This window comes from Corynebacterium sp. AOP40-9SA-29 (assembly GCF_052377405.1).
Classification (GTDB): domain Bacteria; phylum Actinomycetota; class Actinomycetes; order Mycobacteriales; family Mycobacteriaceae; genus Corynebacterium.
Genome location: NZ_JBQSWR010000005.1, coordinates 217390 through 243171, shown reverse-complemented (window position 1 = coordinate 243171; position 25782 = coordinate 217390). Strand labels below are relative to the sequence as shown.

At 68.3% G+C, this 25782-nt stretch carries 16 protein-coding genes; 12 read left to right on the top strand and 4 right to left on the bottom strand.

Annotated elements, in window-relative coordinates:
- Window positions 1-15: 15 nt before the first annotated feature.
- The gene (locus ACT3SZ_RS10840; protein ID WP_444618556.1) at window positions 16-861 is read right to left on the bottom strand and encodes an SDR family NAD(P)-dependent oxidoreductase; all 846 of its coding nucleotides are present in this window, start codon (window positions 859-861) and stop codon (window positions 16-18) included.
- Between the two features lie 188 nt (window positions 862-1049).
- Between ACT3SZ_RS10840 and ACT3SZ_RS10835 the strand changes: the two genes are divergently transcribed.
- The 12 genes from ACT3SZ_RS10835 to ACT3SZ_RS10780 all read left to right on the top strand — a co-directional run bounded on the left by ACT3SZ_RS10835 (window position 1050) and on the right by ACT3SZ_RS10780 (window position 22172).
- Window positions 1050-3107, top strand: a complete 2058-nt coding sequence (locus ACT3SZ_RS10835) for a glycosyltransferase (RefSeq protein WP_444618602.1) — start codon at window positions 1050-1052, stop codon at window positions 3105-3107.
- Entirely contained in the window at window positions 3104-3664 is a 561-nt protein-coding gene (locus ACT3SZ_RS10830) for a phosphatase PAP2 family protein (protein WP_444618555.1), read from the top strand. Before ACT3SZ_RS10835 ends, ACT3SZ_RS10830 begins: the two co-directional genes overlap by 4 nt.
- A complete protein-coding gene (locus ACT3SZ_RS10825; RefSeq protein WP_444618554.1) occupies window positions 3661-4761 on the top strand; it encodes a decaprenyl-phosphate phosphoribosyltransferase in 1101 nt (366 codons plus the stop codon). The genes ACT3SZ_RS10830 and ACT3SZ_RS10825 overlap by 4 nt, the downstream gene beginning before the upstream one ends.
- Before the next feature lie 172 nt (window positions 4762-4933).
- Complete coding sequence (locus tag ACT3SZ_RS10820; protein ID WP_444618553.1) at window positions 4934-5983, top strand: alpha/beta hydrolase; 1050 nt, start codon at window positions 4934-4936, stop codon at window positions 5981-5983.
- An 87-nt stretch (window positions 5984-6070) separates the two neighbouring features.
- A complete protein-coding gene (gene trhA, locus ACT3SZ_RS10815; RefSeq protein WP_444618552.1) occupies window positions 6071-6775 on the top strand; it encodes a PAQR family membrane homeostasis protein TrhA in 705 nt (234 codons plus the stop codon).
- A 299-nt stretch (window positions 6776-7074) separates the two neighbouring features.
- On the top strand, window positions 7075-9057 hold the full coding sequence (locus ACT3SZ_RS10810) for an alpha/beta hydrolase-fold protein (protein ID WP_444618551.1): 1983 nt from the start codon (window positions 7075-7077) through the stop codon (window positions 9055-9057).
- Window positions 9054-9578 (top strand): DUF732 domain-containing protein, encoded by a 525-nt coding sequence (locus tag ACT3SZ_RS10805; protein WP_444618550.1) that lies wholly within the window; start codon window positions 9054-9056, stop codon window positions 9576-9578. Before ACT3SZ_RS10810 ends, ACT3SZ_RS10805 begins: the two co-directional genes overlap by 4 nt.
- A 291-nt stretch (window positions 9579-9869) precedes the next feature.
- Window positions 9870-12329 (top strand): alpha/beta hydrolase-fold protein, encoded by a 2460-nt coding sequence (locus ACT3SZ_RS10800; protein WP_444618549.1) that lies wholly within the window; start codon window positions 9870-9872, stop codon window positions 12327-12329.
- A gap of 69 nt (window positions 12330-12398) precedes the next feature.
- Window positions 12399-13343: a cutinase family protein gene (locus ACT3SZ_RS10795; protein ID WP_444618548.1), complete on the top strand. Its 945-nt coding sequence runs from the start codon at window positions 12399-12401 to the stop codon at window positions 13341-13343.
- 87 nt (window positions 13344-13430) lie between these two features.
- Window positions 13431-15305, top strand: a complete 1875-nt coding sequence (locus ACT3SZ_RS10790; protein WP_444618547.1) for a FadD32-like long-chain-fatty-acid--AMP ligase — start codon at window positions 13431-13433, stop codon at window positions 15303-15305.
- 167 nt (window positions 15306-15472) lie between these two features.
- Complete coding sequence (pks13, locus tag ACT3SZ_RS10785; protein ID WP_444618546.1) at window positions 15473-20545, top strand: polyketide synthase Pks13; 5073 nt, start codon at window positions 15473-15475, stop codon at window positions 20543-20545.
- 10 nt (window positions 20546-20555) lie between these two features.
- Window positions 20556-22172: an acyl-CoA carboxylase subunit beta gene (locus ACT3SZ_RS10780; protein ID WP_444618545.1), complete on the top strand. Its 1617-nt coding sequence runs from the start codon at window positions 20556-20558 to the stop codon at window positions 22170-22172.
- Between the two features lie 116 nt (window positions 22173-22288).
- On the opposite strand, the gene ACT3SZ_RS10775 is transcribed toward ACT3SZ_RS10780, so the two are convergent.
- The 3 genes from ACT3SZ_RS10775 to ACT3SZ_RS10765 form a co-directional block, all read right to left on the bottom strand.
- Window positions 22289-23794 carry a DUF6114 domain-containing protein gene (locus ACT3SZ_RS10775; protein ID WP_444618544.1) on the bottom strand — a complete coding sequence of 502 codons (1506 nt, stop codon included), beginning with the start codon at window positions 23792-23794 and terminating at the stop codon, window positions 22289-22291.
- Complete coding sequence (locus ACT3SZ_RS10770; protein WP_444618543.1) at window positions 23794-24363, bottom strand: DUF6230 family protein; 570 nt, start codon at window positions 24361-24363, stop codon at window positions 23794-23796. The genes ACT3SZ_RS10775 and ACT3SZ_RS10770 overlap by 1 nt, the downstream gene beginning before the upstream one ends.
- A 129-nt stretch (window positions 24364-24492) precedes the next feature.
- On the bottom strand, window positions 24493-25704 hold the full coding sequence (locus ACT3SZ_RS10765) for an MFS transporter (protein ID WP_444618542.1): 1212 nt from the start codon (window positions 25702-25704) through the stop codon (window positions 24493-24495).
- Window positions 25705-25782 lie beyond the last annotated feature (78 nt).

Sequence of the window (25782 nt, the reverse complement as noted above, 5' to 3'; positions counted from 1 at the left end):
GCCGGGATGCAGAACCTACGAGCGTCCCACCCCAGTCAGCTCCGCACTGCGCTCCCACAGCCCTTTCGCCAGTGCCGCGTCGTGGATCTGCGGATTCACCTTCGTGGCCAGTTTGCCGCGCTCATGGTAGCCGCCGGGCGTGAAGTCGGTGCCTGGCTCGCCCAGGGCCAGGTCAACGAGGAGGCGTGCACTGTCCTCGGGGCTGGTCATCAGCAGTTTCGAGACTACCGGGAGGTGGTAGACGATCTTCATGAGGCTGGAGGTGTCCGAGGCGAAACTGGTGCTGACCACGCCGGGGTGGAAGGCCACGGCGTCGATCTCGTCGCCGAACCGGCGGCCTAGTTCGCTGGTGAACAGGATGTTCTCCAGCTTGGCGTCGCCGTAGGCCTTGTTCGCGTTCCACTTCCCTGAATTGTTCAGGCCCTCGAGATCCTGGAGGTCAAGATCCCCGAAGAGGCGGGCAGCAATGCTGGCTGTCTGGATCACCGTGGCGTGCGACTCGCGCAGCCGCTCGAGCAGTAGATTCGTCAGCAGGAACGGGGCCAGGTGGTTGACCTGGAACGTCTTGTCGTACCCGTCCTGCGTGGTCTCCTGCGAGAAGATGCCGCCGGCGTTGTTCGCCAACACGTCGATACGCGGGTAGGCGTCCAGCAGGTCGGACGCCAGGTCGCGCACCTGGTCGAGGTGCTGGAAGTCCGCCAAGTGGTAGGGGGCGTCCAGCTCGTCGGCGAGGGCGCGCGTCTTCTCCGGCGACCTGCCGACCAGGACGACCCGGTGGCCGGACGCCGCCAGGTGGCGCGCCGCCGCGGCGCCGATGCCGTCGCTGGCACCGGTGATCACGATCGTTTTGCTCTCGCTCATGCCCGCCCAGGCTACGCACGTGCGCTCGCACCTCGCCCAGCACCCGTGTCCCTACCCGAACCCACAGAGGACTCACAGGCGTATGCAGCGTGCCCGACTACGCCCCTGCGGTGCTGATGGGGAATAATCGGCGGCGTACAACTGTCTAACGGAGGCCGGCGTAGAACTTCATGAGCGCAACCACTGAGATGAGCGACCAGTCCGGCGACCGGGCTGCCGTCGGGAGCGAGGATCGTTACGACCCGCGGCGTCTTGCCCGGATCATTCTGCCGAAGCGGGGTGAGCCGCGGGACGTCCGTTCCCTCTACATCGTAGAGAACGAGCAGACCCCGGGGCGTGTCACCGCGCTGTCGCGCACGTCCGCCCGCATCCCCGCGGGCGAGGAGATCAGCTTCGAGAGTTACTTCAACGGATTCCCCGCGTCCTACTGGCGCCGGTGGAGCCAGCTCGACGAGGTGCAGCTGCGCGTCGACCTCACCGGCGACGCCCGCATCGACATCTACCGCTCCAAGATCGACGGCTCGCGTATCGCCGTGACCGGCGGCATCGTGGAGGTCGACGAGGACGGCCGCGGTGTCGCGGAGTTCACCATGTCGCTCGACCCGTTTGAGGACGGCGGCTGGATCTGGTTCGACATCACCTGTGAGTCCGAGACCGTCATCCACAGCGCCGGCTGGTTCGCCACGAAGGACGCCGGGGAGCAGCGCGTGGTCTCCGACACCGTGGTGACCGACCCCGCCACCGGTGAGAAGAAGACGCTCAAGGTGGGCGACGTCCTGCCCGCCCCGGAGCCGCGCGTGACGATCGGCATCCCCACGTTCAACCGTCCGGCGGACGCCGTTGCCGCGCTGGAGGCCCTGTCGTCCGACCCGGTCGTCGACTCGGTCGTGGACACGCTGATCATGCCCGACCAGGGCACGAAGCACCCGAAGGACGAGCCGGGCTTCCCGGCGGTCGAAGAGCACTACGGCGACCGGCTGCGCATGCCGGTGCAGGGCAACCTCGGCGGTTCCGGCGGCTACTCGCGCATCATGTACGAGGCGCGTCACCCGGAGCGCGGCACCGACAGCCCGTTCATCCTCTACATGGACGACGACATCGCCATCGAGCCGGACAGCGTGCTGCGCTCCCTGGCGGCGTCGCGCTACGCCACCTCGCCGATGCTGGTCGGCGGTCAGATGCTGAACCTGCAGGAGCGCAGCCACCTGCACACCATGGGCGAGATCATCGACCGTGGCAGCTTCATGTGGACCGCCGCCCCGCACACGCACTACGACCACGATTTCTACCGCCACCCGCTGCGTGATCGCGGCGAGTACGGGGAGAACGCCTCCGGTGAGGCGGTCGACTCCAAGGACCTGCACCGCCGCATCGACGCCGACTACAACGGCTGGTGGATGTGCATGATCCCGCGCGTCGTCGCCGACACCATCGGCCAGCCCCTGCCGCTGTTCATCAAGTGGGACGACGGCGAGTTCGGCCTGCGCGCCCGCGACCACGGCTTCCCCACGGCGTCCTGGCCCGGCATCGCGATCTGGCACATGGCCTGGTCCGACAAGGACGACGCCATCGACTGGCAGGCCTACTTCCACCTGCGCAACCGGCTCATCGTCGCCGCCCTGCAGCACGAGGGCAGCCCGACGGGCATCATCACCTCGATGACGAAGGCCACCGCCAAGCACCTCATGTGCCTGGAGTACTCCACCGTGGCGATCCAGAACGAGGCGATGAAGGACTTCCTCGCCGGCCCGGACCAGCTCTTCGACATCCTCGACACCGCGCTGCCGCGCATCAACGCGCTGCGCAAGCAGTACCCGGACGCCGTCGTCGTGCCGTCCGCCGCGCAGCTGCCCGCCCCGGTGGGTGGACCGGCGAAGCTGACGGATATCCCGCTGTCGCCGTTCGCCAAGGTCTCGCGCCTGGCGAAGGTCGTGGCCAATAACCTGCGCCCGGCCGACCCGCACCACCACGAGGTGCCGCAGGTCAACCTGCCCCCGATCGAGGCCCGCTGGTTCTCCCTCGGCCGTCTCGACGGGGTCACCGTGACCACCGCCGACGGTCGTGGCGTGGTCTACCGCAAGCGCGACCGCGACAAGGCCCGCGACCTGGCCCGCGAGTCCGCGCGCCTGCAGAAGGAGGTGGCGACCCGCTTCGACGAGATGCGGCAGCGCTACCGCGTGGCACACCCCGAGCTGACCAGCGTGGACGCCTGGGCGAAGATCTTCGAGCCGGGGGAGACGTCATGACCTCCCCGGTCCGCTCCGAGGCGGACGTCCTCGTCGCCGTGCAGGACGCTGCGCTGAAGGCTCCGGCCGACCGTGCCGTCCTCGCCACTGCCCGTGGGCTGAGCCACTTCGGTGAGCACGCGCTCGGCTGGTTCGCCCTCGCCGGCGCTGGCGCGGCGGTCGCCGCCGTGCGCGGACGCAAGGACGCGTCCGGCGCTGCGTCCGGCGTGGCACCCTGGGTGGAGGTGGGCGTCTCGGCGTTCACCGCCCACGCGGCGTCCGTCGTCCTCAAGCGGGTCGTACGACGCCGCCGGCCCTCGGACCGGCGCATCCGCGTCGGGGTGGGGACGCCGTCACGGCTGAGCTTCCCCTCGTCGCACGCCACGTCCACCGCCGCGGCACTGACGTCGCTGACCCGGGTCACCGGGTCTCGGCTGCCGCTCGCTGGCGTGCCGGTGATGATGGCGTCCCGCCTGGTCCTCGGGGTGCACTACCCCACGGACGTCCTCGCGGGCGTCGCCCTCGGGGTGGCGACCGAGAAGGCCGTCCACCGAACTGCGAAGGAGATCAACCGATGACCCGACCCGGGACGGACCCAGAATTCGACCCCACCGAGTCCTACGACACCAATGAGCGTCCGGGGGAGCGTCAGGTGTTCATCGGGTCCGAACCGCACACCTCAGGGCTCGAGGAGCCGGCGGAGTGGGAGGACCAGACCTACGCCAAGGAGACGACGCAGGACACCGGTGCCGGTACCGGCCACCGTGCCCCGCGCAACCTGCCCGAGGCGATGATCAAGGCGCTGCGTCCCAAGCAGTGGGTGAAGAACGTCCTCGTCGTCGCCGCGCCTGCGGCCGCCGGTGGTGACCTGCTCTTCCAGGGCCGGGTGATCACCGACATCATCATCGCCTTCGTCGTGTTCTGCCTCGGTGCTTCGTCGATCTACCTGGTCAACGACGCCAAGGATGTGGAGTCCGACCGGCAGCACCCCACGAAGCGCTTCCGGCCGATCGCCGCCGGCGTGCTTCCGGTGGGCCTGGCCTATGCCATGGCGATGGTGCTCATTGTCGCCGCCATTGGGCTGAGCTTCCTGGCGTCCAACGGCGTCTCGCTGGCGATCGTCATCGCCATCTACATCGGGCTGCAGCTGGGCTACTGCTTCGGCTGGAAGCACCAGCCGGTGATCGATATCGCGCTGGTGTCCTCCGGGTTCATGTTGCGGGCCATGGCCGGTGGTGTGGCTGCGAGCATCGACCTGTCCCAGTGGTTCCTGCTGGTCGCCGCCTTCGGTTCGCTGTTCATGGCCGCCGGCAAGCGGTACGCGGAGCTGAAGCTGTCGCTGCGCTCGGGCGCGAAGATCCGTAAGTCGTTGGAGAGCTACACCCCGACCTACCTGCGGTTCGTGTGGACGCTGTCCGCCACGGCCGTGGTGCTGGCCTACGCCCTGTGGGGCTTCGACATGAGCCAGCAGCACCCGGGTCACGCCTCGGTCTGGTACCAGGTCTCCATGGTGCCGTTCACCGTGGCGATCTTGCGCTACGCCGCGGACGTCGACCGGGGCGAGGGCGGTGCACCGGACGAGATCGCGCTGAGCGACCGGACGCTGCAGGCCCTTGCGCTGCTGTGGGTCGCCACGATCGCGGTGGCCGTGTACGTGATCCCGGCCGTCACCTAGGGGCTCCTTGAACCTGGCATCCCGCTGGCCCGTCCCTGGCGTAACGCTTGGGGCGGGCTTGACGATATTCTTGGCGGAAAAGATCACTGTTTGGTAACGTCCGGTTCGTTGACTAGAGACGACCCGCACGACCCTGACGACGCTGACTGAACAACCGCAAGTAAAGGAAAACATGACGACTGCCACCGGAAAGCACCGGTCCGCGACCGGCTCGCTGGGCCGCAAGATCATGGCCCTGATCGTCGCGATCGGCACCGCCTTCGGCTTGGCCGCCGTCGTGGCCCCGACTGCCTCGGCAGACGAGCGGGCGACGCTGGGACCGCGCTGTACCTGGGCGAACTACAACTACTTCGTCCAGAACTGCTGGTTCTGGTCGGCGTCGATGAACCAGGACATCCAGGTCCAGATCAAGCGCTCGAACAGCCAGGCCGCGGTGTACCTGCTCGACGGGCTGCGCGCCCGCGACGACTGGAACGCCTGGACCTACCAGGGCCACGCCCCGGAGATGTTCGTCAATGACGACGTCAACGTGGTCATGCCCGTCGGCGGCGCCTCCCAGTTCTACTCGGACTGGATCGGCCCGTTCAACGGTTCGACCACCCCGAAGAATCCTCGCTGGGAGACCTTCCTCACCAATGAGCTGCCCGGGCAGCTGGCGCAGAACTTCAACATCAGCCGCACGAACAACGCGCTGGTGGGCCTGTCGATGGGCGGTACCGCGGCGATCAACCTCGCCTCGCGTCACCGTAACCAGTTCAAGCAGGTCACCTCGCTGTCCGGCTACCTGAACACCACCGCCCCGGGTATGTACATGGCCCTGCAGTTCGCCATGAACGAGGGCTCGCGCGGTGCGAACATCTGGGACATGTGGGGCCACCCGCTGCACCCGACGCGTTTCGCCAACGATCCGCTGCTCAATGCGCCGAAGCTGTCCGGCATGCCGGTGTACATCTCCGCGGCGGCCGGCATCCCCGGCCCGCGCGACGACTTCATGGCCAACCCGGTCGGCGGCATCGCCGGCATCGGCCTGGAGTGGGGCTCCCGCGGATCCACCGCTACCTTCGAGCTAGCCGCCCGCGCCTCCGGCGCGAACGTGACGGCCAGCTACCCCACGGTCGGCGTCCACAACTGGACGCTGTGGACCCCGGAGCTGCAGAAGGCCCGCACGTCGATCCTCGACGCGCTGAACGTTTGCTACCGCGCCGGCCAGGTCGTCTGCTGACCTGACTGAGAGCTCGACTGAAGCAGTGCCCCCACGGCCCGGGAGATGATCACCATCTCCCGGGTCGTAGGCATACACTCGACGGGTATGGAAACAGAAGAGAACCAGCCGGGGAGCAGCCGCCGGCTCGCGGCGGTGGACCGCGGTGCTCGGCCCTTCATGCGGGGACGGCTCCACGAGAACGCCGCCTGGTACTTCGGGGGAACCGGGACGGCCCTGACCGCCGCCGCATTCATGCTGCACGGCAACGCCGCACTGTCCTGGATCACCGCGCTGTACTCGCTGTGCCTGATCGCACTCTTCGCGGTCTCCGCGCTCTACCACCGCGCCCCGTGGCGCAGTGAGGCCACCGTGCAGGCGTGGCGTCGGGCGGATCACTCGATGATCGCCATCTTCATCGCCGGTACCTACGGCCCCATCGCCGTGTACGCCTTCGACTCCTGGTCGGACGGCTTGTGGATCCTTCCGGTCTGCTGGGTGCTGGCGATCGGCGCGGTGGCGATGAACATCTTCTGGATCGGTCACCCGCGCTGGCTGGACGTGGTTGTCTACCTCGCCTTGGGGTGGTTGGCCGTACTCAAAATCGGCGGCTTCGTGGGGGCGATTCCGGTGGTGCCGGGGATCCTCATCGTGGTCGGCGGGCTCGTCTACTCCGCGGGCGCGGTGGTGTACGGCCGGCAGCGTCCGAACCCCTCGGTGCGCTGGTTCGGCTTCCACGAGGTCTTCCACGCCGCGACGATCGTGGCCGGGGGATTGCACCACATCGCTATCTGGATCCTGGTGCTGTCTTAAAGGGTGTGCGGGGGTGGGATGGGGTGTTAGACTCCGTGGTGAAGCTAAGTCTCAAGTAAAACTTCAAGGTTCTGGCGTGTTGTCCGGGGCATTCCACGTCCCGGTTGTCATAATTGCCGGTGTTGCCGTCACCCTCCGCCCAACCCCCTCACGCCGGGGGCCGGGCCGCGGTGACGGGCACCGGCTTTCGACCGGACGTCGGCAGTGGGCGGGGAACCCATTGCCGGCGGACCGGGACCGCCACAGCTGATGCCGCCGTGACCGTTGAGACGTACCTACGAAGGAAGAACGCCACCACCATGAGTAACGCTGCGAACACCCGCACCGGGAAGTCCCCCGCCCGCCGTCCCTCGTCCCGTGGGGCTTCATGGCGCGTCGGTGCCGCCATCCTGGCGGTGCCGCTCTCGGTGGCCCTGGCGCTGCCCCTCGCCGCGCCCGCCGCGGCGCAGGGCGGCAGCCTCGGCGGCCTCGGCAACTACCTCGACCCGGACGACGTGCCGGAGCGTCCTACGCAGGAGACCACCGACCAGGACCTGCCGGACCTGCCCGACGGCGTGGACGTCGACCGCGTCGAGTGGCTGTCCGACCGGTGGGCGAACGTCTACATCAACACCCCGTCGATGCCCGGCGAGCCGGTGCTGGTGCAGATCCTGCTGGCCCGCGACTGGTACAGCCAGCCCGACCGCGACTTCCCGTCCGTGTGGGCGCTGGACGGCCTGCGCGCCCGCGACGACGAGTCCGGCTGGACCCTGTCGACCAATATCCAGCAGTTCTACGCCGACAAGAACGTCAACGTGATCATGCCCGTCGGCGGCGCATCGTCCTTCTACACCGACTGGGAGGAGGACCCCGAGGAGGGCACCACCTACAACTGGGAGACCTTCCTGACCCAGGAGCTGCCCGCGGTGCTGCGGCAAGGCTGGCGCACCACCGAGCAGCGCGCCATCACCGGCATCTCCATGGGCGGTACCGCCGCGGTGAACCTCGCGCAGCGCCACCCGGAGCTCTTCCAGTTCGTCGGTTCCTTCTCCGGCTACCTGGACACCACCTCGCCCGGCGTGCCGCAGGCCATCAACTTCGCCACCAACGAGGGCGACGGCTACGACGCGCAGCGCATGTGGGGCTCCTACGGCTCCGAGCGCTGGGACGAGAACGACCCCAAGCAGCACGTTGACCAGCTCAAGGACATGACGGTCTACGTCTCCGCCGGCAACGGCAACGCCGGCCCCTACGACGAGCAGGGCGCGATCCCCGGCTACCCGGCCAACCCCGCGGCTTTCGGCCTGGAGGCGATGTCGCGGATGACCACGCAGACCTTCGCCAACGCCGCCAACCGCGCCGACGTGGACGTGGTCACCAAGTACCGCAGCTCCGGCACCCACGACTGGCCCTACTGGCAGTACGAGATGACCCAGGCCTGGCCGTACATCGCCCAGACCTTCGGGCTGTCCGACGAGGACCGTGGCGCCAACTGCGCCGCCGTGGGACGCATCGCCGAGGCCGAGAAGCGCCAGCGCAGCCAGAACCTGGGGACCTGCACCACCAACGAGTACGACGCCGCGAACGGCGGCAAGGTGCAGGACTTCCGCAACGGCCGCATCTACTGGAAGAAGGACGCCGAGAAGGCCTGGGCCAGCTGGGGCCGCATCGGCGCCCGCTACTCCGAGATGGGCGGTGCCGGCAGCTGGTTGGGTTACCCCACCGGCGAGGAGCAGACCGGCCTGAAGGACGGCGGCATCCTGCAGCGCTTCGAGAACGGCATCATCTACTGGACGCCGCAGACCGGTGCAGTCGCGGTGAAGAACGACATCGTCGACGCCTGGGGCGCCACCAAGTGGGAGAGCGGTGCCTTCGGTTACCCGGTCTCCGCCGTGGAAACCGTCAAGGACGGTGCCATCCAGCAATTCCAGAATGGTGTCGCCGTGCGTGACAAGGACGGCGATGTCCGCATGATCGAGGGACAGATCGGCTCGAAGTACGTTGAGGCCGGCGGCCCCGACGACTCCGGACTCGGCTTCCCGACCTCCGAGGAGATCAAGATCAAGGGTGGCGCGTTCACCCAGTTCGAGCACGGCAACATCTACTGGTCCGCCTCCACCGGCGCGCACATCATCCGCTACGGCTCGATCTTCGACGCCTGGGGCGAGGAGAAGTGGGAGCAGGGACGCTACGGCTTCCCGGTCGAGGACCAGCAGTCCATCGATGCCGGCGGCGAGGTCGTGAAGTTCCAGAACGGTGAGATCCGTGAGGTCAACGGCAACATCGAGAAGGATCCGCGATGAGCATCCCGATGAAGCGGTTCGGCGCGGCGGCGTCCGCACTGCTGCTCGCCGGCACCCTGGCCGCCTGTGGCGGCGACTCCACGGTCGACAGTGACGAGACGCAGACCGACGTCCCCAGCGTGAGTTCGTCCGCTTCGTCATCGGCGTCTCCGTCCTCGTCGGACGCACCGACGTCCGCCGCACCGGATGCCGATGCCGGCTCCGGCTCCGGCGACTCCCCGCGTGACGGGGAGGTCAACGAGGTCGAGGAGCCCGGTGGAGAGGTCGCACCCCGGACCGACGAGGACGACGCCTTCCTCTCCCAGCTCAAGGACAATGGCATCGACGTGGAGGATTCGGCGATCCAGGACCAAGTCATCGCCGCCGCCCGCGAGCAGTGCCTGGCGAACGAGGAGGGGCGCGACGGATTCGCTGTGCCGATGATCGCCGGCCAGCTCGAGGTGCAGGAGCTCACCGACGTATCGGCCGAGGATGCCCAGCGCATCATCACCGAGGCCGCGGAGAGCCACTACTGCGGCTGATCCGCGCAGCGGAAGCGGCAGCGGCCCGGTGAATTTTGGGCACGGTGAAGGGGCCCGGAGAAGTGTTACCACTTCTCCGGGCCCCTTCTCGGCATAACCCCAGGTCGCCGAAAATCCGACCCGGAAAAACTGGTAACACTTTTCGACCTGCGCACATCGCGCCGGTAGGGGGTAGCCGCACGGTGGCCTGCGTCACTTTTTAAGTGATATTTATATCATCGTGTATTAGTTTCTTGAGACCCGGCGATATGGCAGGGGTTGTACCGACGTTTCCATTCAAGGAGAACCCCAGTGTCCCATCGCCCATCGCGGCGTGCCCGGGTAACCGGCACGTTGCTGGCTTGTGCCCTCATCTTCACGCCGCTGGCACCGGCATCCGCCGAAGAGACCGGCCAAGCGGCCGGCCAAGCGGCCGGCCAAGATACGGCCCAAGAAGCCACCCAGGACGGCACCCAGGACGACTCGGCAGTCTCCCCGGAGGCCGCCGCGGCCGCCGACGCTCCCACGGACACCGCCCCGGAGAACTCGCCGCTGGCGTTCATGGATCCTGGCGCCGCCCCCGAGCGCGAGCCGCTGTCCGTCACCGAGCAGGACCTGCCGGGACTGCCGGACGGTGTCTCGGTGGAGAAGGTCGAGTGGATCACTGACCGGTGGGTGAAGCTCTACATCAACTCCGCCGCCATGCCGGGGGAGACGGTGAAGGTGCAGGTCCACCTGGCCCGCGACTGGTACAGCTCCCCGGACAAGACCTTCCCCTCGGTCTGGCAGCTCGGCCCGCTCTACAGCAGCGAGGACGAGAGTGCCTGGTCCTACGCCACCGACGCCGTCCGGTTCTACGCGGACAAGAACGTGAACCTGGTGCTGCCGATCGGCGGCGGCGGGTCGTTCTTCACCGACTGGCAGTCGGCGGACGGAGGCAAGAGCTTCAAGTGGGAGACCTTCCTCACCAAGGAGCTGCCGCCGATCCTGGAGCAGGGGTGGCGCACCAATGACCGCCGCGCGGTCAGCGGCCTGTCGATGGGCGCGACCGGTGCGATGGTGCTCGCCGGACGCAACGCGGAGATGTTCGACTTCGCGGCGTCCTTCTCCGGCTACCTGGACACCTCGTCGCCGTTGATGCCGCGCGCATTCGGCATGATCACCGAGCAGGCCGGTTTCGACGCCCGCAAGATGTGGGGCAACTACTACTCGCCGGAGTGGTTCACCCACGACCCGAAGCTGTTGGTCGGCAACTTCCGTCGCGCGGGAACCACGGTCTACGTGGCCGCCGGCAACGGGTTGGCCGGCGCGTGGGACGCCGAGGGCGACTTCCCGGGCAGTGCGGCGGACATCAACTCCGGTGCGATGGAGGCGGCGTCGCGGGTGACCAGCCAGACGTTCGTGAACTTCGCGAACCTCGCCGGGGTGAAGACCGTGACGAAGTTCCGTCCGAATGGCACGCACACCTGGCCGTACTGGGAGTACGAGATGAAGCAGGCGTGGCCGTATATGGCGGACGCCCTGGGGCTCGACGAGTCCGACACCTCCGTGCAGTGCGAGGCCGAGGGCGCTTTCGCCGAGGCGGTGGAGCGCTACCGGACGAACAAGAACAACTACAACCTCGGCGACTGCATCAGCGAGGTCTACGAGATCAAGGACGAGGACGGAAAGGTCACCGGTACCGCCCAGGACTTCCGCGGCGGTGTGGTCTACCTGAAGGACGGCGCGGACGAGGAGACCGGTGCCGTGGCCACCTGGGGTCGTACCGGCGCGAAGTACCGCGAACTCGGCGGCCCGAACTCCTGGCTCGGCTACCCGGTGGAGCCGGATTCCTGGGCCCGCGACGGCGGCGCATGGGCGCAGTTCGACCACGGTTTCATCTACTGGTCGCAGGTGCAGGACGGCAATGGCCCGGTGACCGTGGCCCAGGACGTGATCGACAAGTGGAGCGCCACGAACTGGGAGTACGGCGCGTGGGGTTACCCGGTGGCTCCGGAAGAGGACATCACCGTCGCCGGACGCACCGGCCAGGTGCAGCGCTTCGAGAACGGCGCGGCGTTGCGCACCCCGGACGGGGACGTGCACCTGCTGCACGGCGCGATCTCCGCACGCTACCTCGGTACGGACGCCACGAGCGTCGCCCAGCGCGAGGAGCTTGGCTTCCCGACCGGCGACCACAGCGCCACGCACCTGCCCGGCTACTTCACCGACTTCGACAACGGGGTCATCTACTGGTCCCAGGAGTACGGCACGGCGCTGATCCGTCATGGCGCACTCTTCGACGCCTACCGCGCGGAGGACTACGAGCGGGGACGCTACGGCTTCCTGACCGGCGACGAGACCATCGCGTCGGACGGCTCGCGTCGCGCCGATTTCACCGGCGGCACGCTGTTCACCGTCGGTGGCGGGAACACCGTCTACACCCTGCCGAACCGTGCGATCGCCGATCGCTACGACGAGCTGGACGGCCCGGACGGGATCCTCGGTCTCCCCGATATGAACCGGACGCCGGGCGACACCGCGGCGTCCCCGGAGGGCACCCGTGGACAGTTCCGCGACTTCGAGCACGGGGTGCTCTACACCTCGGACAAGGGCACCTTCGTGATCCGCCACGGCGCACTCTTCGACGCCTACCGTGCTCAGGGCTACGAGGGCGGCGAACTCGGCTTCGTCATCGGCGACTACACCGAACACGCCGACGGTTCGGCCTCGGTGGAGTTCGAGGGCGGCACGCTGGTGCAGGACACCGACGGCACCGTGCACGCAAGCTGACGGGAGCTGACGCGAGCTGCTCACCGCCTGGCAGAGTGCTGACAGGAAAACGGGGTACTCTGACTGGCCATGAGAAAGTTCCTCACCATCGCGGCGGTCGTCGTCCTCGCCGTTTTCCTTGTCGTCAGCATCGGTTCGTGGCTCTCCCGGGAATCCGGCGGCCCGGGCTCCGACAACACCGCCGAGCCGGATGCCACCCGCACCACCGACCCCGAGCAGCCGGCGTCCTGCCCGGACTACCAGCTGTTCGCCGCGCCGGGCACCTGGGAGTCCTCCGCGGACGACGACCCGATCCACCCGTCGTCGCACCCCAACTCGCTGCTGCTCAACGTCACCCAGCCGTTGCAGGAGGAATTCGGTGATGGTGTCGAGGGAGGTCAGCTCAAGAGCTGGACGCTGCCCTACGCCGCCCAGTTCCGCAACATCCAGTCCCTGCGCGAGATGTCCTACGACGACTCCCGCAACCAGGGGTACGCCGCGCTCGAGGCGGAGATGACCGCCGTCAACGAGCAGTGCCCGGCCACCCGCATGATCATGGTCGGTTTCAGCCAGGGCGCGGTGCTCACCGGTGACCTGGCCACCGCCATCGGCAACGGCCAGTCCAGCGTGCCGGCGGACGCCGTCGCCGGCGTCGCGCTGATCGCCGACGGTCGTCGGGAGGACGGCAAGGGGGTGCTCGTCGGCAGCCCGGATGCCACCGGCATCGGCGCGGAGATCGCGCTCAGCCCGGTCGGCGCGCTGGTCAGCCCGATCGTCCCCGGAGCGTCCATGCGTGGGGAGCGTCCGCAGGACTTCGGTGCGCTGCAGGACAGCACGCTGCAGTTCTGCGCCCCGGCCGACCTGGTGTGCAGTGCCCCCAGGGATATCGGCAATGCGGTGCAGCGCGCCAATGACCTCATCGACGCCAACAAGGTGCACGCGGAGTACTCCAGCAACGGCACCGTCGTCGACGGCGGCACTGTCCCGCAGTGGATCAACAACTGGGTCGGCGACATCATCGCCGAAGGACGGTAATTGTCACGGGAGAGGTCCCGGGGACGATAGGATTCATTGCGGAAAGCAATTCGACAGACAGTGACAGACAGTAACGAGGGAGACCTGATGGACATCAGCGACGCGATGGCGCAGTTCTACGACGACAAGGGCGAGATCGCCATCCCGGACCAGCTCTCGCTCTCCGCCATGTGCGAGATGCTGTTCACCATGGCCCAGATGGAGGGGGCGGTCGACACCCCGCTGATTACCTTCCACGACTTCGCCTCCGGTGCCGAGGGGGAGACCGTTACCTGGACCCGCGCGGAGGTCAATACCCGCGTCAAGGCGGTCTGTGTGCGCCTGCAGCAGGTCACCGAGCGTGGCGACCGGGTGGCGATCCTGGCCAATAACAGCCCGGAGTATCTCTTCGGTTTCATGGGCGCGCTCTACGCCGGCACGGTCCCGGTGCCGCTCTACGACCCCACCGAGCCCGGTCACGCCGACCACCTGGCCGCGGTGCTGGACTCGTCCACGCCCACGGTGGTGCTCACGAACAAGACCTCCGCCGGCCACGTGCGCAGCCACTTTGCTAGCCTGCCGTCGTCCGAGCGTCCCCGCGTGCTCACCATCGACGCCCTGCCTGACTCGCTCGCCGAGGAGTGGCAGAACCCGATGATGGCGCTGATGGAGCACCCGGAGCTGGCACCGAACGCCGGCGACGCGGCGTTCCTCCAGTACACCTCCGGTTCCACCCGCACCCCGGCCGGCGTGGTGCTCACCCACCGCAGCATCGTGACGAATGTGCTGCAGGTCTTCCAGGCCGCGCAGCTCAAGACGCCGCTGCGTCTGGTCAACTGGCTGCCCTTCCACCACGACATGGGCATCATCCTGTCGTCCTTCGTGCTGATCCTGGGCATCCCGCAGGACATCATGGCCCCGCGCGACTTCATCCAGGATCCGGGCCGCTGGATCGGCCAGCTCGCCGACCGCGGCGACGGGGTCAACGTGTACACCGGTGTCCCGAACTTCGCCCTGGAGCTCGCCTCGCGTTACGCCGACCCGGCCAAGCGCGCGGACCTGGCGGATATCGACCTCAGCCACGTCGAGGGCATCATCAACGGTGCCGAGGCCGTGAGCCTGCAGTCCGTGGACCGCTTCTGCGACGTCTTCGAGCCGGCCGGGTTCCGCCGCTCCACGATGCGCCCGTCCTACGGACTGGCCGAGGCCACCGTCTTCGTGACCACTCCGCAGACCGAGGACCGTCCGAAGCTGCGCGTCTTCGACCGCGAGAAGCTCGCCGAGGGGCAGGCCGTGGACGTCGCCGACGACGCCGCCAACGCCGTGCCGATCATGAGTGTCGGCGAGCCCGGCCCGTCCCTGTTCATGGCCATCGTCGACCCCGCCTCCGGTGAGGAGCTCGCCGAGGGCACCGTGGGCGAGGTGTGGCTCAACGGCGGCAATATCGCCGCCGGCTACCTCGAGCGCGAGGACGACACCACCGAGACCTTCCGCAACTCCCTGCCGGCGGCCAACCGCCTCTCCGACGGCTCGGCCGTCCAGGACGCTCCGCAGGACGACTGGCTGCGCACCGGTGACCTGGCGGTCGTCGTGGACGGCCAGCTCTACATCACCGGCCGCATCAAGGATCTCGTCGTCGTCGCCGGACGCAACCACTACCCGCAGGACATCGAGGCCACCGCGGCGGACGCCACGCAGGGCCACGTCCTGCCCGGCGTGCTCGCCGCCTTCGCGGTGAGCGGTGCCGGCAGCGACTCGGGTTCCGAGGAGCTCGTCCTCGTCGCCGAGCGTGACCCGGAGGCCCCCGCTTCCGGTGACGCCGAGGCCGTGGCGTCCATCCGCCAGGCCGTCACCGCCACCCACGGTGTGACGCCCGCGGACATCCGCATCGTGGACCAGGGGACGATCCCCCGGTCCTCGGCGAACAAGATCGCCCGCCGCGTGTGTGCCAACGCCTACCTGGACGGCCGCTTCAGCCAGTAGCGGCCAGTAGTGACCGGTCCCCGCCGTCACCGTCGACTAGAGTGGTTGACGTCCTTTTTGTAGCGTGGCGACGGCCACCGTCGATTGCATATTGACGGTGGCCGTCGTGCCCGTTCAGGCCACCCCTCCCAACCGTCCACCATGAAACAAGGATGATCGTCCCCGATATGACTGACACGTCTGATCTCTCCGGTCCCTCCGGTTCCGAGAACTCTCCCGCTGCACCGGCCGCACCGAGCACTCCGGCAGGGATGCGCGCCTGGCTGCGCGACTGGGTGCAGGCCACCACCGGCCTGGATGCCGCGGAGATCACCGACGACCGGCAGATGGAGGAGTTCGGGCTGTCCAGCCGCGACGTGGTGGTGCTGTCCGGCGAGCTCGAGCGCCTCACCGGCGTCTCCTTGGACGCCACGGTGGCCTATGAGTACAACACCATCGCCGCACTGGCCGGGTTCGTCCTCGCCGGTGGCACGCGTACCGGACGCGGCGTCGCGGGAGGACGCGCCGCGCACGGCGGCGGGGCCGGTAGCGCCGGTGGCGCTGGTCTGGAGCCGGAGGACCGGCAGATCGCCGTGGTCGGCATGGCCGGGCGTTACCCGGGTGCGGACGGCGTCGACGGCATGTGGCGCATGTTCGAGCAGGGTCGCAGCGGCGTCGGCGAGCTCCCGGAGGGGCGCTGGAGTGAGTACGACGACGACCCGGAGATGTCCCGGCGCATGGCCGAGGCCGTGCTCACCGGCGGTTACATCGACGATATCGCCTCCTTCGACGCGGAGTTCTTCGGGCTCTCCCCGGTCGAGGCGGCGAATATGGACCCGCAGCAGCGCATCCTGCTGTCGCTGACGTTGGAGGCGCTGGAGGATGCCGGCATCCCGGCCAATACCCTGCGCGGCACGGACGTGGGCGTGTTCATGGGCACCACGAACAACGATTACGGCATGCTGATCAGCGCCGATCCGTCCGAGGCGCACCCTTATGCGCTGACCGGCAACTCCAGCGCGATCATCGCCAACCGCATCTCCTACGCCTTCGACTTCCGCGGCCCCTCGGTCGCGATGGACACGGCCTGTTCGGCGTCGCTCGTGGCGATCCACCAGGCGGTGCGTGCCCTGCGCGACGGGGACGCCTCCGTGGCCGTCACCGGCGGAGTGAACCTGCTGGCCAGCCCCTTTGCCACCATCGCCTTCTCCGAGCTCGGCGTGCTGAGCCCGACGGGCGGCATCCGCGCCTTCTCCGAGGACGCCGACGGCATCGTGCGCTCCGACGGTGCCGGTGTCGTGGTGCTCAAACGTCTGTCGGACGCCCGCCGCGACGGCGACGACGTGCTCGCCGTGATCGCCGGTTCCGCGGTGAACCAGGACGGCCGGTCCAATGGGCTGACCGCCCCGAACCCGGAGGCGCAGGCCGCGGTGCTCGCCGCCGCCTATGCCGACGCCGGCATCGACCCGTCCCAGGTGGACTACGTGGAGGCCCACGGCACCGGCACGATCCTCGGCGACCCGATCGAGGCAGGCGCTCTCGGCCAGGTCCTCGGCGCCGGTCGCGACGTGGCCTCGCCGCTGCTGCTCGGTTCGGCGAAGACGAACTTCGGCCACACAGAGGCGGCCGCAGGTGTCGCCGGGGTGATCAAGGTGGTCTCCGGCATGCGGCGCGGCGTGCTGCCGCCGACGGTGAACTTCACGGGCCCCAACCCCTACATCGACTTCGACCGTGAGCACCTGGAGGTCGTGGAGGACCCGCGCGAGTGGCCGGAGTACTCCGGCGCAGCGGTCGCCGGTGTCTCCGGGTTCGGTTTCGGCGGCACCAACGCCCACGTCGTGCTCGTCGCGCCGGAGGGCGCGGCACCGGCGGGGCCGTCGGCGCAGGACGTCCCCGAGCGTCCCGACGTGATCGACTGGGCCGGCGTCCAGGAGTACGGCGGCGAGGAGTCGGACGGCGACTCGGCAGGACGCGCGCTGCCGCGTCTGCTCCCGGTCTCCGGGCTGCTGCCCTCGCGGCGTCGGACCGCCGCGGCGGACATTGCGTCCTGGCTGGGGGAGACCGGCAAGGCAGGCAACGCCGTGTTCGCCGGTACCGCCGGCGTGCTCGGCGAGCGTAACCACGGCCGCTCGCGCGGTGTGGTCCTCGCCCACGACACCGACGAGGCCATCGCCGGGCTGACCCGCCTGGCAGAAGGCCGCAAGGGCGCGGGAATCTCCGTCGCCGACAGCCCCGAGCGCGAGGGCGCGGTGTGGGTGTTCTCCGGTTTCGGCTCCCAGCACCGCAAGATGGGCAAGGAACTGCTCACCCTGTCGCCGCTGTTCGCCCAGCGACTCGACGATGTCGACGAGGTCGTGCAGCAGGAGTGCGGCTACTCCGTGGTCGAGATGATCCGCGATGACGCGCAGAACTTCACCACCGAGACCGCCCAGGTCGGCATCACCGCCATCCAGATCGCCCTGACCGACCTGATGACCGCCCTGGGGCTGCGTCCCGCGGCGATCGTGGGCCAGTCGATGGGCGAGATCGCCGGGGCCTACGCCGCCGGCGGGCTGTCCATGGAGGACGCCGTGACCATCGCCTGCCACCGTGCGCGGCTGATGGGTGAGGGCGAGAAACTGCTGCCCGAGGACAAGCAGGGCGCGATGGCCGTGATCGAACTCGGCGTCGAGGACCTGGTGGAGTTCCAGAAGGAGCACCCGCAGTTCGCCGCGGTGGAGCCCGCGGTGTACGCCGCCCCCGGCATGACCACGGTCGGCGGGCCCGCCCAGCCGGTCGCCGACCTGGTGGCCCACCTGGAGGGCGAGGGCAAGTTCGCCCGCATGCTCAAGGTCAAGGGTGCCGGGCACACCAGCATGCTCGACCCGATCCTCGGCGAGCTCCACGCGGAGATCGCCGGGATCACCCCGCTCCCGATCCACACTCCGGTGTACAGCAGCGTGGACCGTGGCGTGGTCTACCAGCCGGGCGACACCGTGCACGACGCGGACTACTTCCTGCGCTGCACTCGCTACTCGGTGTGGCTGTCGGACGCCACCGGACGGCTCTTCGACGAGGGTTTCCGTACCTTCGTGGAGTTCTCCCCGAACCCGGTCGCGTTGATGCCGATGATGAACACCGCCTTCGCCCACGACGCCGGCGAGTCCAGCCTGATGTACCTGCTCAAGCGCAAGGAGCCCAGCGTGGACACGCTGCTGGCCACCGTCGCCGAGCTCTACGTGCGTGGCGGCGAGGTCGACTTCCGTCGTCTGAACTCCGCCGATGGACGTCCGCTGCGCCGTGGGCGCGCGGTGTCCGGCATTCCGGGGGTGCACTGGAACCTGCAGCGCTACTGGACGGCCGCACGTCCCGGCGGCGGATCGGTGCGCGGGGTGCCGGGACGTCGGGTGGCGCTGCCGGACGGACGGACTGCGTTCGCCGTCGCCGCCGCGGAGGTTCCCAGCGTGGACGCCGTCGCCGAGGCCGCCGCGCGTGCGGTCGTGCCGGACGCCGAGCTCGCCGCGGTGCAGACTTATGGCACCCTGCCGACCGAGGGTGAGGTGACCACCCTGGTGGCACGTACTCTCGGCGGGCTGAGCGTGCAGGTTTACGCCATGGACAGCGCAGGTGGCGCAGGTGGCGCAGATGAGTCGCGCCTGGCTGGTGAGGCTTTCGCCGCGTCACCGGCGGGCGGTCTGGCGGCTGGCGTCGCCGGGGCCGCTGGCGCCGCCGCGGCGTCCTCCCCGTCGCCGCAGGTGGAGCCTGCCGCCGGGCAGGCGTCCGGCTCCCGCAACGCCCTGCCGTCGGTGGACACCGATTCCGAGCGGTGGACCCCGGACTCCGGGCAGAGCGTGGCCGACCGGCTGCGCAGCATCGTGTCGGAGTCGATGGGCTATGACGTCGACGATCTGCCCGGTGAGCTGCCGCTGATCGACCTGGGCCTGGACTCGCTGATGGGCATGCGGATCAAGAACCGGGTGGAGTACGACTTCGACCTGCCCTCGCTGAACGTGCAGGCCCTGCGCGATGGCTCGGTGGACGAAGTCATTTCCCTGGTCGAGCAGATGGTGCAGGAGAAGCTGGACGGCGTGACGCATGCGCCGGCCGCTGAGGCTGCCGCCGCCGAGAGCTCCGAGGCTGCCGACGCCACCGAGAACGCAGACGCTGCAGACGCAGATTCCCAGGGCGTCGGCGTCGCCCCGCGTGATGCGTCCGAACGCATGGTCTTCGGCACGTGGGCCTCGCTCACCGGTGCCGCCCCGGCCGGCGTCACCAGCGCACTGCCGCAGGTCGACGCCGACACTGCCGCGGCGATCGCCGCCCGGCTGAGCGAACGCTCCGGCGCGGAGATCAGCGCCACCCAGGTCGCCGAGGCCGGCACCCTGGAACCGCTGGCGAACCTGGTGCGCGACGTCTTCGAGACCGCGGTGGACGGCAATATCCGCGTGCTGCGTGCCCGCGCTGAGGGGTCGGAGAGCCCGGCAGTCTTCGTCTTCCACCCCGCCGGCGGATCCAGCGTGGTGTACGAGCCGCTGACCAGGCGTCTTCCCGCCGACGTGCCGGTCTACGGTGTGGAGCGTCTGGAGGGCACGCTCGATGAGCGGGCCGACGCCTACGTCGCCGATATCACCGAGCTGGCGGACGGACGTCCGGTCGTCCTCGGTGGATGGAGCTTCGGCGGTGCGCTGGCCTTCGAGGTCGCCCACCGCCTGGAGAAGGCCGGCGAGGTCACCGTGGGCCACCTGGAGTTGCTCGACCTGGTGCGTCCGGCGAACCCGGCACCGGATACCACCGAAGAGATGCACGCGCGCTGGGACCGCTACGCCGCTTTCGCCGCGAAGACCTACGGCATCGAGCTGCCCGTCCCGCACGACCTGCTCGAGGCCCAGGGTGAGGAGGCACTCATCGGCATGATGAGCATGTTCCTGCAGAACACCGACGCCTCCTCGCACGGTCTGGCCGCCGGCGTGCTGGAGCACCAGCGCGCCAGCTTCATCGACACCCGCATCCTCAACACCCTCGACTTCGAACGCTGGGCCGAGGTGAGCGCCCCGGTCACGCTGTACAAGTCCGAGGGCATGCACGAGGGCGCGATCGAACTCGAACCGTCCTTCGCCGACATCCCCGCCGACGGTGGTTGGGATGGCGTGGTCGACGACCTGGAACTCATCCAGCTCGCCGGCGACCACCTGGCGGTGCCGGACGAGCCGTCCATCGGCATCGTCGGTGCACGGATCACCGAGCACCTGCGCGACATCTCGCAGCGGAACCAGGTGCGCTAGCGTGGGATCCATGACAGGAACACCCGAAGACCCCCGGTTCGGCGACGCGGACCTCGCCGCGCACCGCACCGCACCGGGAACCGGCAGGTCCACCGCAGAAAAGCTCGACGACCTGCACACCCGCCTCGAGGAGGCGCAGGACCCGGGCAGCGAACGCGCACGCCAGAAACGCGACGAGGAAGGACGCACCACCCCGCGCCAGCGCATCGACGCGCTGCTCGACGAGGGGTCGTTCACCGAGATCGGTGCCCTGGGGCGCACCCCGGGCGTGCCGGACGCCCCCTACGGTGACGGCGTGGTCACCGGCTACGGCCGGGTCGACGGACGCCCCGTCGCCGTCTACGCCCACGACAAGACCGTCTACGGCGGTTCGGTGGGCGAGACCTTCGGCAAGAAGGTCTGCGAGGTCATGGACATGGCCACCCGTATCGGCTGTCCGGTCATCGGTATCAACGACTCCGGTGGCGCACGCATCCAGGACGCGGTGATGTCCTTGGCGATGTACTCCGAGCTTTCCCGGCGTCAGCTGCCGCTGTCCGGCCAGTCGCCGCAGATCTCGATCCTGCTGGGCAACTGCGCCGGTGGTGCGGTGTACGCCCCGGCGACCACCGACTTCCTGGTGGCTGTGGAGGACCAGACGACGATGTTCGTCACCGGCCCGCAGATCATCGAGTCGGTCACCGGCGAGAAGATCAGCATGCAGGACCTCGGCGGTGCCCGCGTGCAGGCCGCCAACGGCAACATCAGCTACGTCGGCAGCGACGAGGACGACGCCTTCGGCTACGTCCGCGAACTGCTCGCCCACCTGCCCAGCAGCGCCTTCGAGGCGACGCCGCAGGTGCCCGCTCCGTCCGACGCTCCCAGTGAGCGCGATGCCGAGCTCGTCGACCTCATCCCGGACGACCCGAACTCCGGCTACGACATGATGGAGGTGCTGAGCCGCATCTTCGACGACGAGGACGTGCTGGAGGTCCAGCCGGACTACGGGCAGAACGTGATCACCGCCTACGCCCGCATCGACGGCCGTCCGGTCGGCGTGGTCGCCAATCAGCCGATGTCATTGGCCGGCTGCCTCGACGCCGAGGCGGCGGACAAGGCGGCACGGTTCATCCGCATCTGCGATGCCTACAACATCCCCCTGGTTTTCGTGGTCGATACTCCGGGCTACCTGCCGGGTGCCGAGCAGGAGAAGCTGGGCCTGATCCACCGTGGTGCCCGGTTGGGCTTCGCGATGGTGGAGGCCACCGTCCCGAAGGTGACCGTGGTGGTGCGCAAGGCGTTCGGCGGCGGGTACGCGGTGATGGGGTCGAAGAACCTCGGTGCCGACGTGAACCTGGCGTGGCCGACCGCACAGATCGCCGTGATGGGTGCCGAGGGTGCCGCGGTGATGATCCAGGGCCGTCAGCTCGCCGCCATGCCGGAGGAGCAGCGTCCGATGGCGAAGAAGATGTTCATGGACTTCTACAACGCCAATATGACCAGCCCGTACGTGGCGGCGGAGCGTGGCTACGTCGATGAGATCATCGACCCCTCGCAGACCCGGCTGCGGTTGCGCCAGTCGCTGCGGCTGCTGCGCGACAAGCAGGTGCTCGAGCCGGAGAAGAAGCACACGATCATGCCGATGTGATCTGGGCTTGCCCGGAGTCGCGTCCCCGGTGTTGTCGCCGGGTACCAAGTTGGACCTGGGAGCGTTGAGTTAGCCAACTCAACGCTCCCAGGTCCAACTTGGTACCCCTGTGGGGATCAGTTCTCGTGCCAGGGCCCGATGTCGGTGATGGGGAAGTCCATCTTGTCGGCCATGACCTGGTAGGTCTCCAGCCGGACGTCGAGCACGCGGGTCTGTTCAGACAGCAGGTCCGGCAGGCCCAGGCCGATCTTGGACAGTTCCGCGGCGATATCGTCGGGAGCCCAGTCGGCGTTGATGGTGATCGGGATCATGGTGTCCACCCCGAGCAGTTCCAGGGTCATCGTCAGTTCCTGCACGAAGATGTGGAAGTTGCCGGTCAGGGTACTGGTGGCACCCTTGGTGTCGTCCAGCAGGTCATTGCCCAGCGCGTTGGGGAACTGGACGCGCAGGTTCTCCATGATCGCCTGGTCGGCATCGATGCGCAGCGCCTTCTTCGGCCCCTGCATCGTGTCGATGGTGACGTAGGACAGTTTCATGCCCGGTGTCATCGTCGCATTATCGGTCTTGATGGTGAAGGTGTCGCCGTAGGGTGCCTGCATGCCAGCGACTGGCTCCGGGGGAGCCACGTTCAGGCCGGGGACCTCGACTCCGAGTGACTCCAGGGAGCCGTCGATGCCGTCCTGCAGGTCATTGCCGTCGGGCAAGGTGAGCTGCGGGAGGTTGAGGTCCGGGAGCTCGGGCAGGTTGGGGAGGTTCGGCAGGACGGGGGAGTCGTTGGTCTGCCCGTCCGTGTCGCCATCAGCATCGCCGTCCGTATCGCCATTGTCGGTCTGGCCGGGGATCTGCAGGTTCGGCAGCTGGATGTCCGGCAGGCCGGGGATCTGGGCACGGGCATCGGGAGTCTGGATGCCGACACCGACGGCGAGCGCGGCGAGTACCGCGATCACCGACTTGGCGTTGCCGGCTCCTTTCCCTGCTTTCTCGGACTTCGCCGCTTTGCGGGCCTGCTTGTCCTCTTTCTTCTGGCGCTTCTCGTCCTTGGCGTCCTCGCGGGACTGCGGGTCCCAGGCCAGTGCCAGGGCACCACCGATGAGGCCGAGGATGAGGCCGATGATGAGCCCGCCGAAGTTGGTCTGCCACAAGGAGATGACCGACAGGATCATCGCGGCGACGCCGGCGATCACCCGCCCTTCGCCACGGAACCAGCACATCAGTCCGCAGGTGATCAGCAAGATACCGATGACCAGGGTGGAGACCCCGCCCATGGTGGAGATCTGGATCTGGATGTTCGAGATCTCCAGAGACAGGTACGCCGGTGCCATGATCGCGATGCCGGCCAGCATCATCAGCAGACCGGCACCGAACGGGCGCTGCTTGCGCCAGCGCGTGAAGCGGCGGTTCTGCTTCTCGAGCTTCTCCGAGCGGGACTCGTCGTCGGACGCACCGGCGTCGGCGCTATCAGCGCCGTCGGCACCGTCAGTGCTTCCGGCGCTATCAGCACCGTCAGCGCTACCGGCGCTGTCGTCGACGGCGTCCATGAGCTCGGTGGTGTCGTCGTCGGTGGGCTTGCCCGGGGTGGAACCCGGCGAGGATCCCGGCGACGAGGTGGAGTCGTCAGGCATCAGCACTCAGCCTCGTCAACGCTCACGACACCCACCTTGGCACCTGCGGCGGTGAGCTTGTCCGCGCTGATCGAGGTGGCCTTGATGACCTGGTCCCAACCGGTCAGACTGTCGGCGGCGAGGCCCCAGGAGCCGGCCGGTGCCTCGTCGTCGAGCTGGCTGGCGTCCACACCGATCTGCGCGTTGTTCAGCGTCAGGCCACCGACCAGGCCGGGGGCACCGAGCACCAGGTGCTCGGCGGTGGTGTTCTCACCGGGCACGAGCATCTGGAAACGCTTCTCGCCCAGGCCGGGCAGGTTCAGCGGTGCGGTCATGCACATGTCGGTGATGGTCGCGTCGTCGAAGACCAGGCGGGCCACACCGGTGTCCCCGTCGTGCTGACTGTCGGTGCCGCCGAAGATGGCGACGCCGCTGGCGTCGAGGTTGCTGACCTCCTGGTTGAAGATCGTGTTCGAGAGCGCCAGGTTGGCGGAGATCCCGCCCTGGGCCATTGCCACGCCCACCCCGGCGGTGGCCAGGAGGCCGACCGCCATGACGCCGGCGAACCGCTTTCCCTTGATGTGTCCCATGTTCGTTCCTCCGTTGATGAGGTAGCGCTCTCCACGCCCCTCGGTTAGTAAATATGAAGCCGACTGCGCAACATCGTATCGCTGTCGTACTTGTTTCTGTGAAGAATCCGCAAATTGTAGTGGGGCGTGTCACGATCGGCGAGTGGCCGACGTGCTGACCAGGCATAACACTAGCGCACTGATTTGTAGTGCGACAAGGGCCACCACCAGTGCGATCCACCCGATCTGGAAGAAGTAGCCCGAAATCCACCCGATCACCGAGGAACCCAGGTAGTAGCTCATCACGTAGATCGAGGACGCTTCCGCCCGGTCGCGGTCGGCGATCTGACCGACCAGGGTAGAGGCCGTGGAGTGCACGGCGAAGAAGGCGGCGGTGAACAGCAGCACGCCCACCACGGTGACCACCAGGTTCGGCACCAATGCCAGGCACAGGCCCACGGTGGTCAGGGCGACACCGCCGACCAGCACCCGTGCGGCCCCATACTTTGCGACCATCGCTCCGGCCCGTGCGGAGGACCACGTCCCGGAGAGGTAGAGCAGGAACACCGCCCCGGCGAGAGCCTCGGTGAGGCCGAACTCGCCGGTCAGGCGGAAGCCGAGGTAGTTGTACAGGGAGACGAAGGCGCCCATCATCAGGAACGGCAGGATGAACAGGGCCACGAGGCGGCGGTCGTGCCAGTGGCGGCGGAAGGCGGCGACCTCGTGGCGCAGGGTGATCTTCTTCGGCGTGAAGTGGCGTTGCGGCGGCAGCGCCCAGACGCACACCAGTCCGAGGGCGAAGGCGACGAGCCCGCCGGCGAGCACCGCGCCGCGCCATCCGGTGAATTCCAGCACGCCGGACGGCACGAGGCGTCCGAGCAGTCCGCCGAGGGTCGTGCCGGCGATGTAGAGGCCCATCACCCGGCCCAGGTGGTCCTGGCGGATCTCCTCGGACAGGAAGGTCATCATCACCGCCGGGACGCCGGCGACCGCCAGGCCCTGCAGGGCGCGCAGCCCGATGAGGGTGCCGATGCCGGGGGCGATCGCCAGCAGCAGGCTCAGCGCGGTGGCGGCCAGGACAGAGACCTGCAGGACGCGGCGCCGGCCGACGCGTTCGGACAGGATGCTCACCGGGATCACGGCGACGGCGAGCATGCCCGTGGTCGCCGACACCGTCAGCGCGGCGGTGGTGGGGGTGACTCCCAGGCCGTCGTGGATGGCCGGCAGGACGGCCTGGGTGAGGTACATGGCGTTGAAGCTGGCCAGTCCGGCGGTGGCGGCGGCGATCATCACCCGCCGGTAGCCGGGGTCGCCGGGGGAGAGTCGCGTATCTGTGCCACCTGTCTCGTTCATGTCGCCCATCGTGGTCACCATACGCTGACAATCAAAATGCATTACAGTGACGGTTCTGTCCCGAAAAATGCATCAACGTATCGCGAA

What these genes read in the sequence shown, in the direction of transcription:
- ACT3SZ_RS10765 (WP_444618542.1), bottom strand. Translation starts at nt 25,704, where the DNA reads ATGGGCGACATGAACGAGACAGGTGGCACAGATACGCGACTCTCCCCC.
- ACT3SZ_RS10805 (WP_444618550.1), top strand. Translation starts at nt 9,054, where the DNA reads ATGAGCATCCCGATGAAGCGGTTCGGCGCGGCGGCGTCCGCACTGCTG.
- ACT3SZ_RS10790 (WP_444618547.1), top strand. Translation starts at nt 13,431, where the DNA reads ATGGACATCAGCGACGCGATGGCGCAGTTCTACGACGACAAGGGCGAG.
- pks13 (WP_444618546.1), top strand. Translation starts at nt 15,473, where the DNA reads ATGACTGACACGTCTGATCTCTCCGGTCCCTCCGGTTCCGAGAACTCT.
- ACT3SZ_RS10825 (WP_444618554.1), top strand. Translation starts at nt 3,661, where the DNA reads ATGACCCGACCCGGGACGGACCCAGAATTCGACCCCACCGAGTCCTAC.
- ACT3SZ_RS10780 (WP_444618545.1), top strand. Translation starts at nt 20,556, where the DNA reads ATGACAGGAACACCCGAAGACCCCCGGTTCGGCGACGCGGACCTCGCC.
- trhA (WP_444618552.1), top strand. Translation starts at nt 6,071, where the DNA reads ATGGAAACAGAAGAGAACCAGCCGGGGAGCAGCCGCCGGCTCGCGGCG.
- ACT3SZ_RS10840 (WP_444618556.1), bottom strand. Translation starts at nt 861, where the DNA reads ATGAGCGAGAGCAAAACGATCGTGATCACCGGTGCCAGCGACGGCATC.
- ACT3SZ_RS10775 (WP_444618544.1), bottom strand. Translation starts at nt 23,794, where the DNA reads ATGCCTGACGACTCCACCTCGTCGCCGGGATCCTCGCCGGGTTCCACC.
- ACT3SZ_RS10820 (WP_444618553.1), top strand. Translation starts at nt 4,934, where the DNA reads ATGACGACTGCCACCGGAAAGCACCGGTCCGCGACCGGCTCGCTGGGC.
- ACT3SZ_RS10810 (WP_444618551.1), top strand. Translation starts at nt 7,075, where the DNA reads ATGAGTAACGCTGCGAACACCCGCACCGGGAAGTCCCCCGCCCGCCGT.
- ACT3SZ_RS10835 (WP_444618602.1), top strand. Translation starts at nt 1,050, where the DNA reads ATGAGCGACCAGTCCGGCGACCGGGCTGCCGTCGGGAGCGAGGATCGT.
- ACT3SZ_RS10830 (WP_444618555.1), top strand. Translation starts at nt 3,104, where the DNA reads ATGACCTCCCCGGTCCGCTCCGAGGCGGACGTCCTCGTCGCCGTGCAG.
- ACT3SZ_RS10795 (WP_444618548.1), top strand. Translation starts at nt 12,399, where the DNA reads ATGAGAAAGTTCCTCACCATCGCGGCGGTCGTCGTCCTCGCCGTTTTC.
- ACT3SZ_RS10770 (WP_444618543.1), bottom strand. Translation starts at nt 24,363, where the DNA reads ATGGGACACATCAAGGGAAAGCGGTTCGCCGGCGTCATGGCGGTCGGC.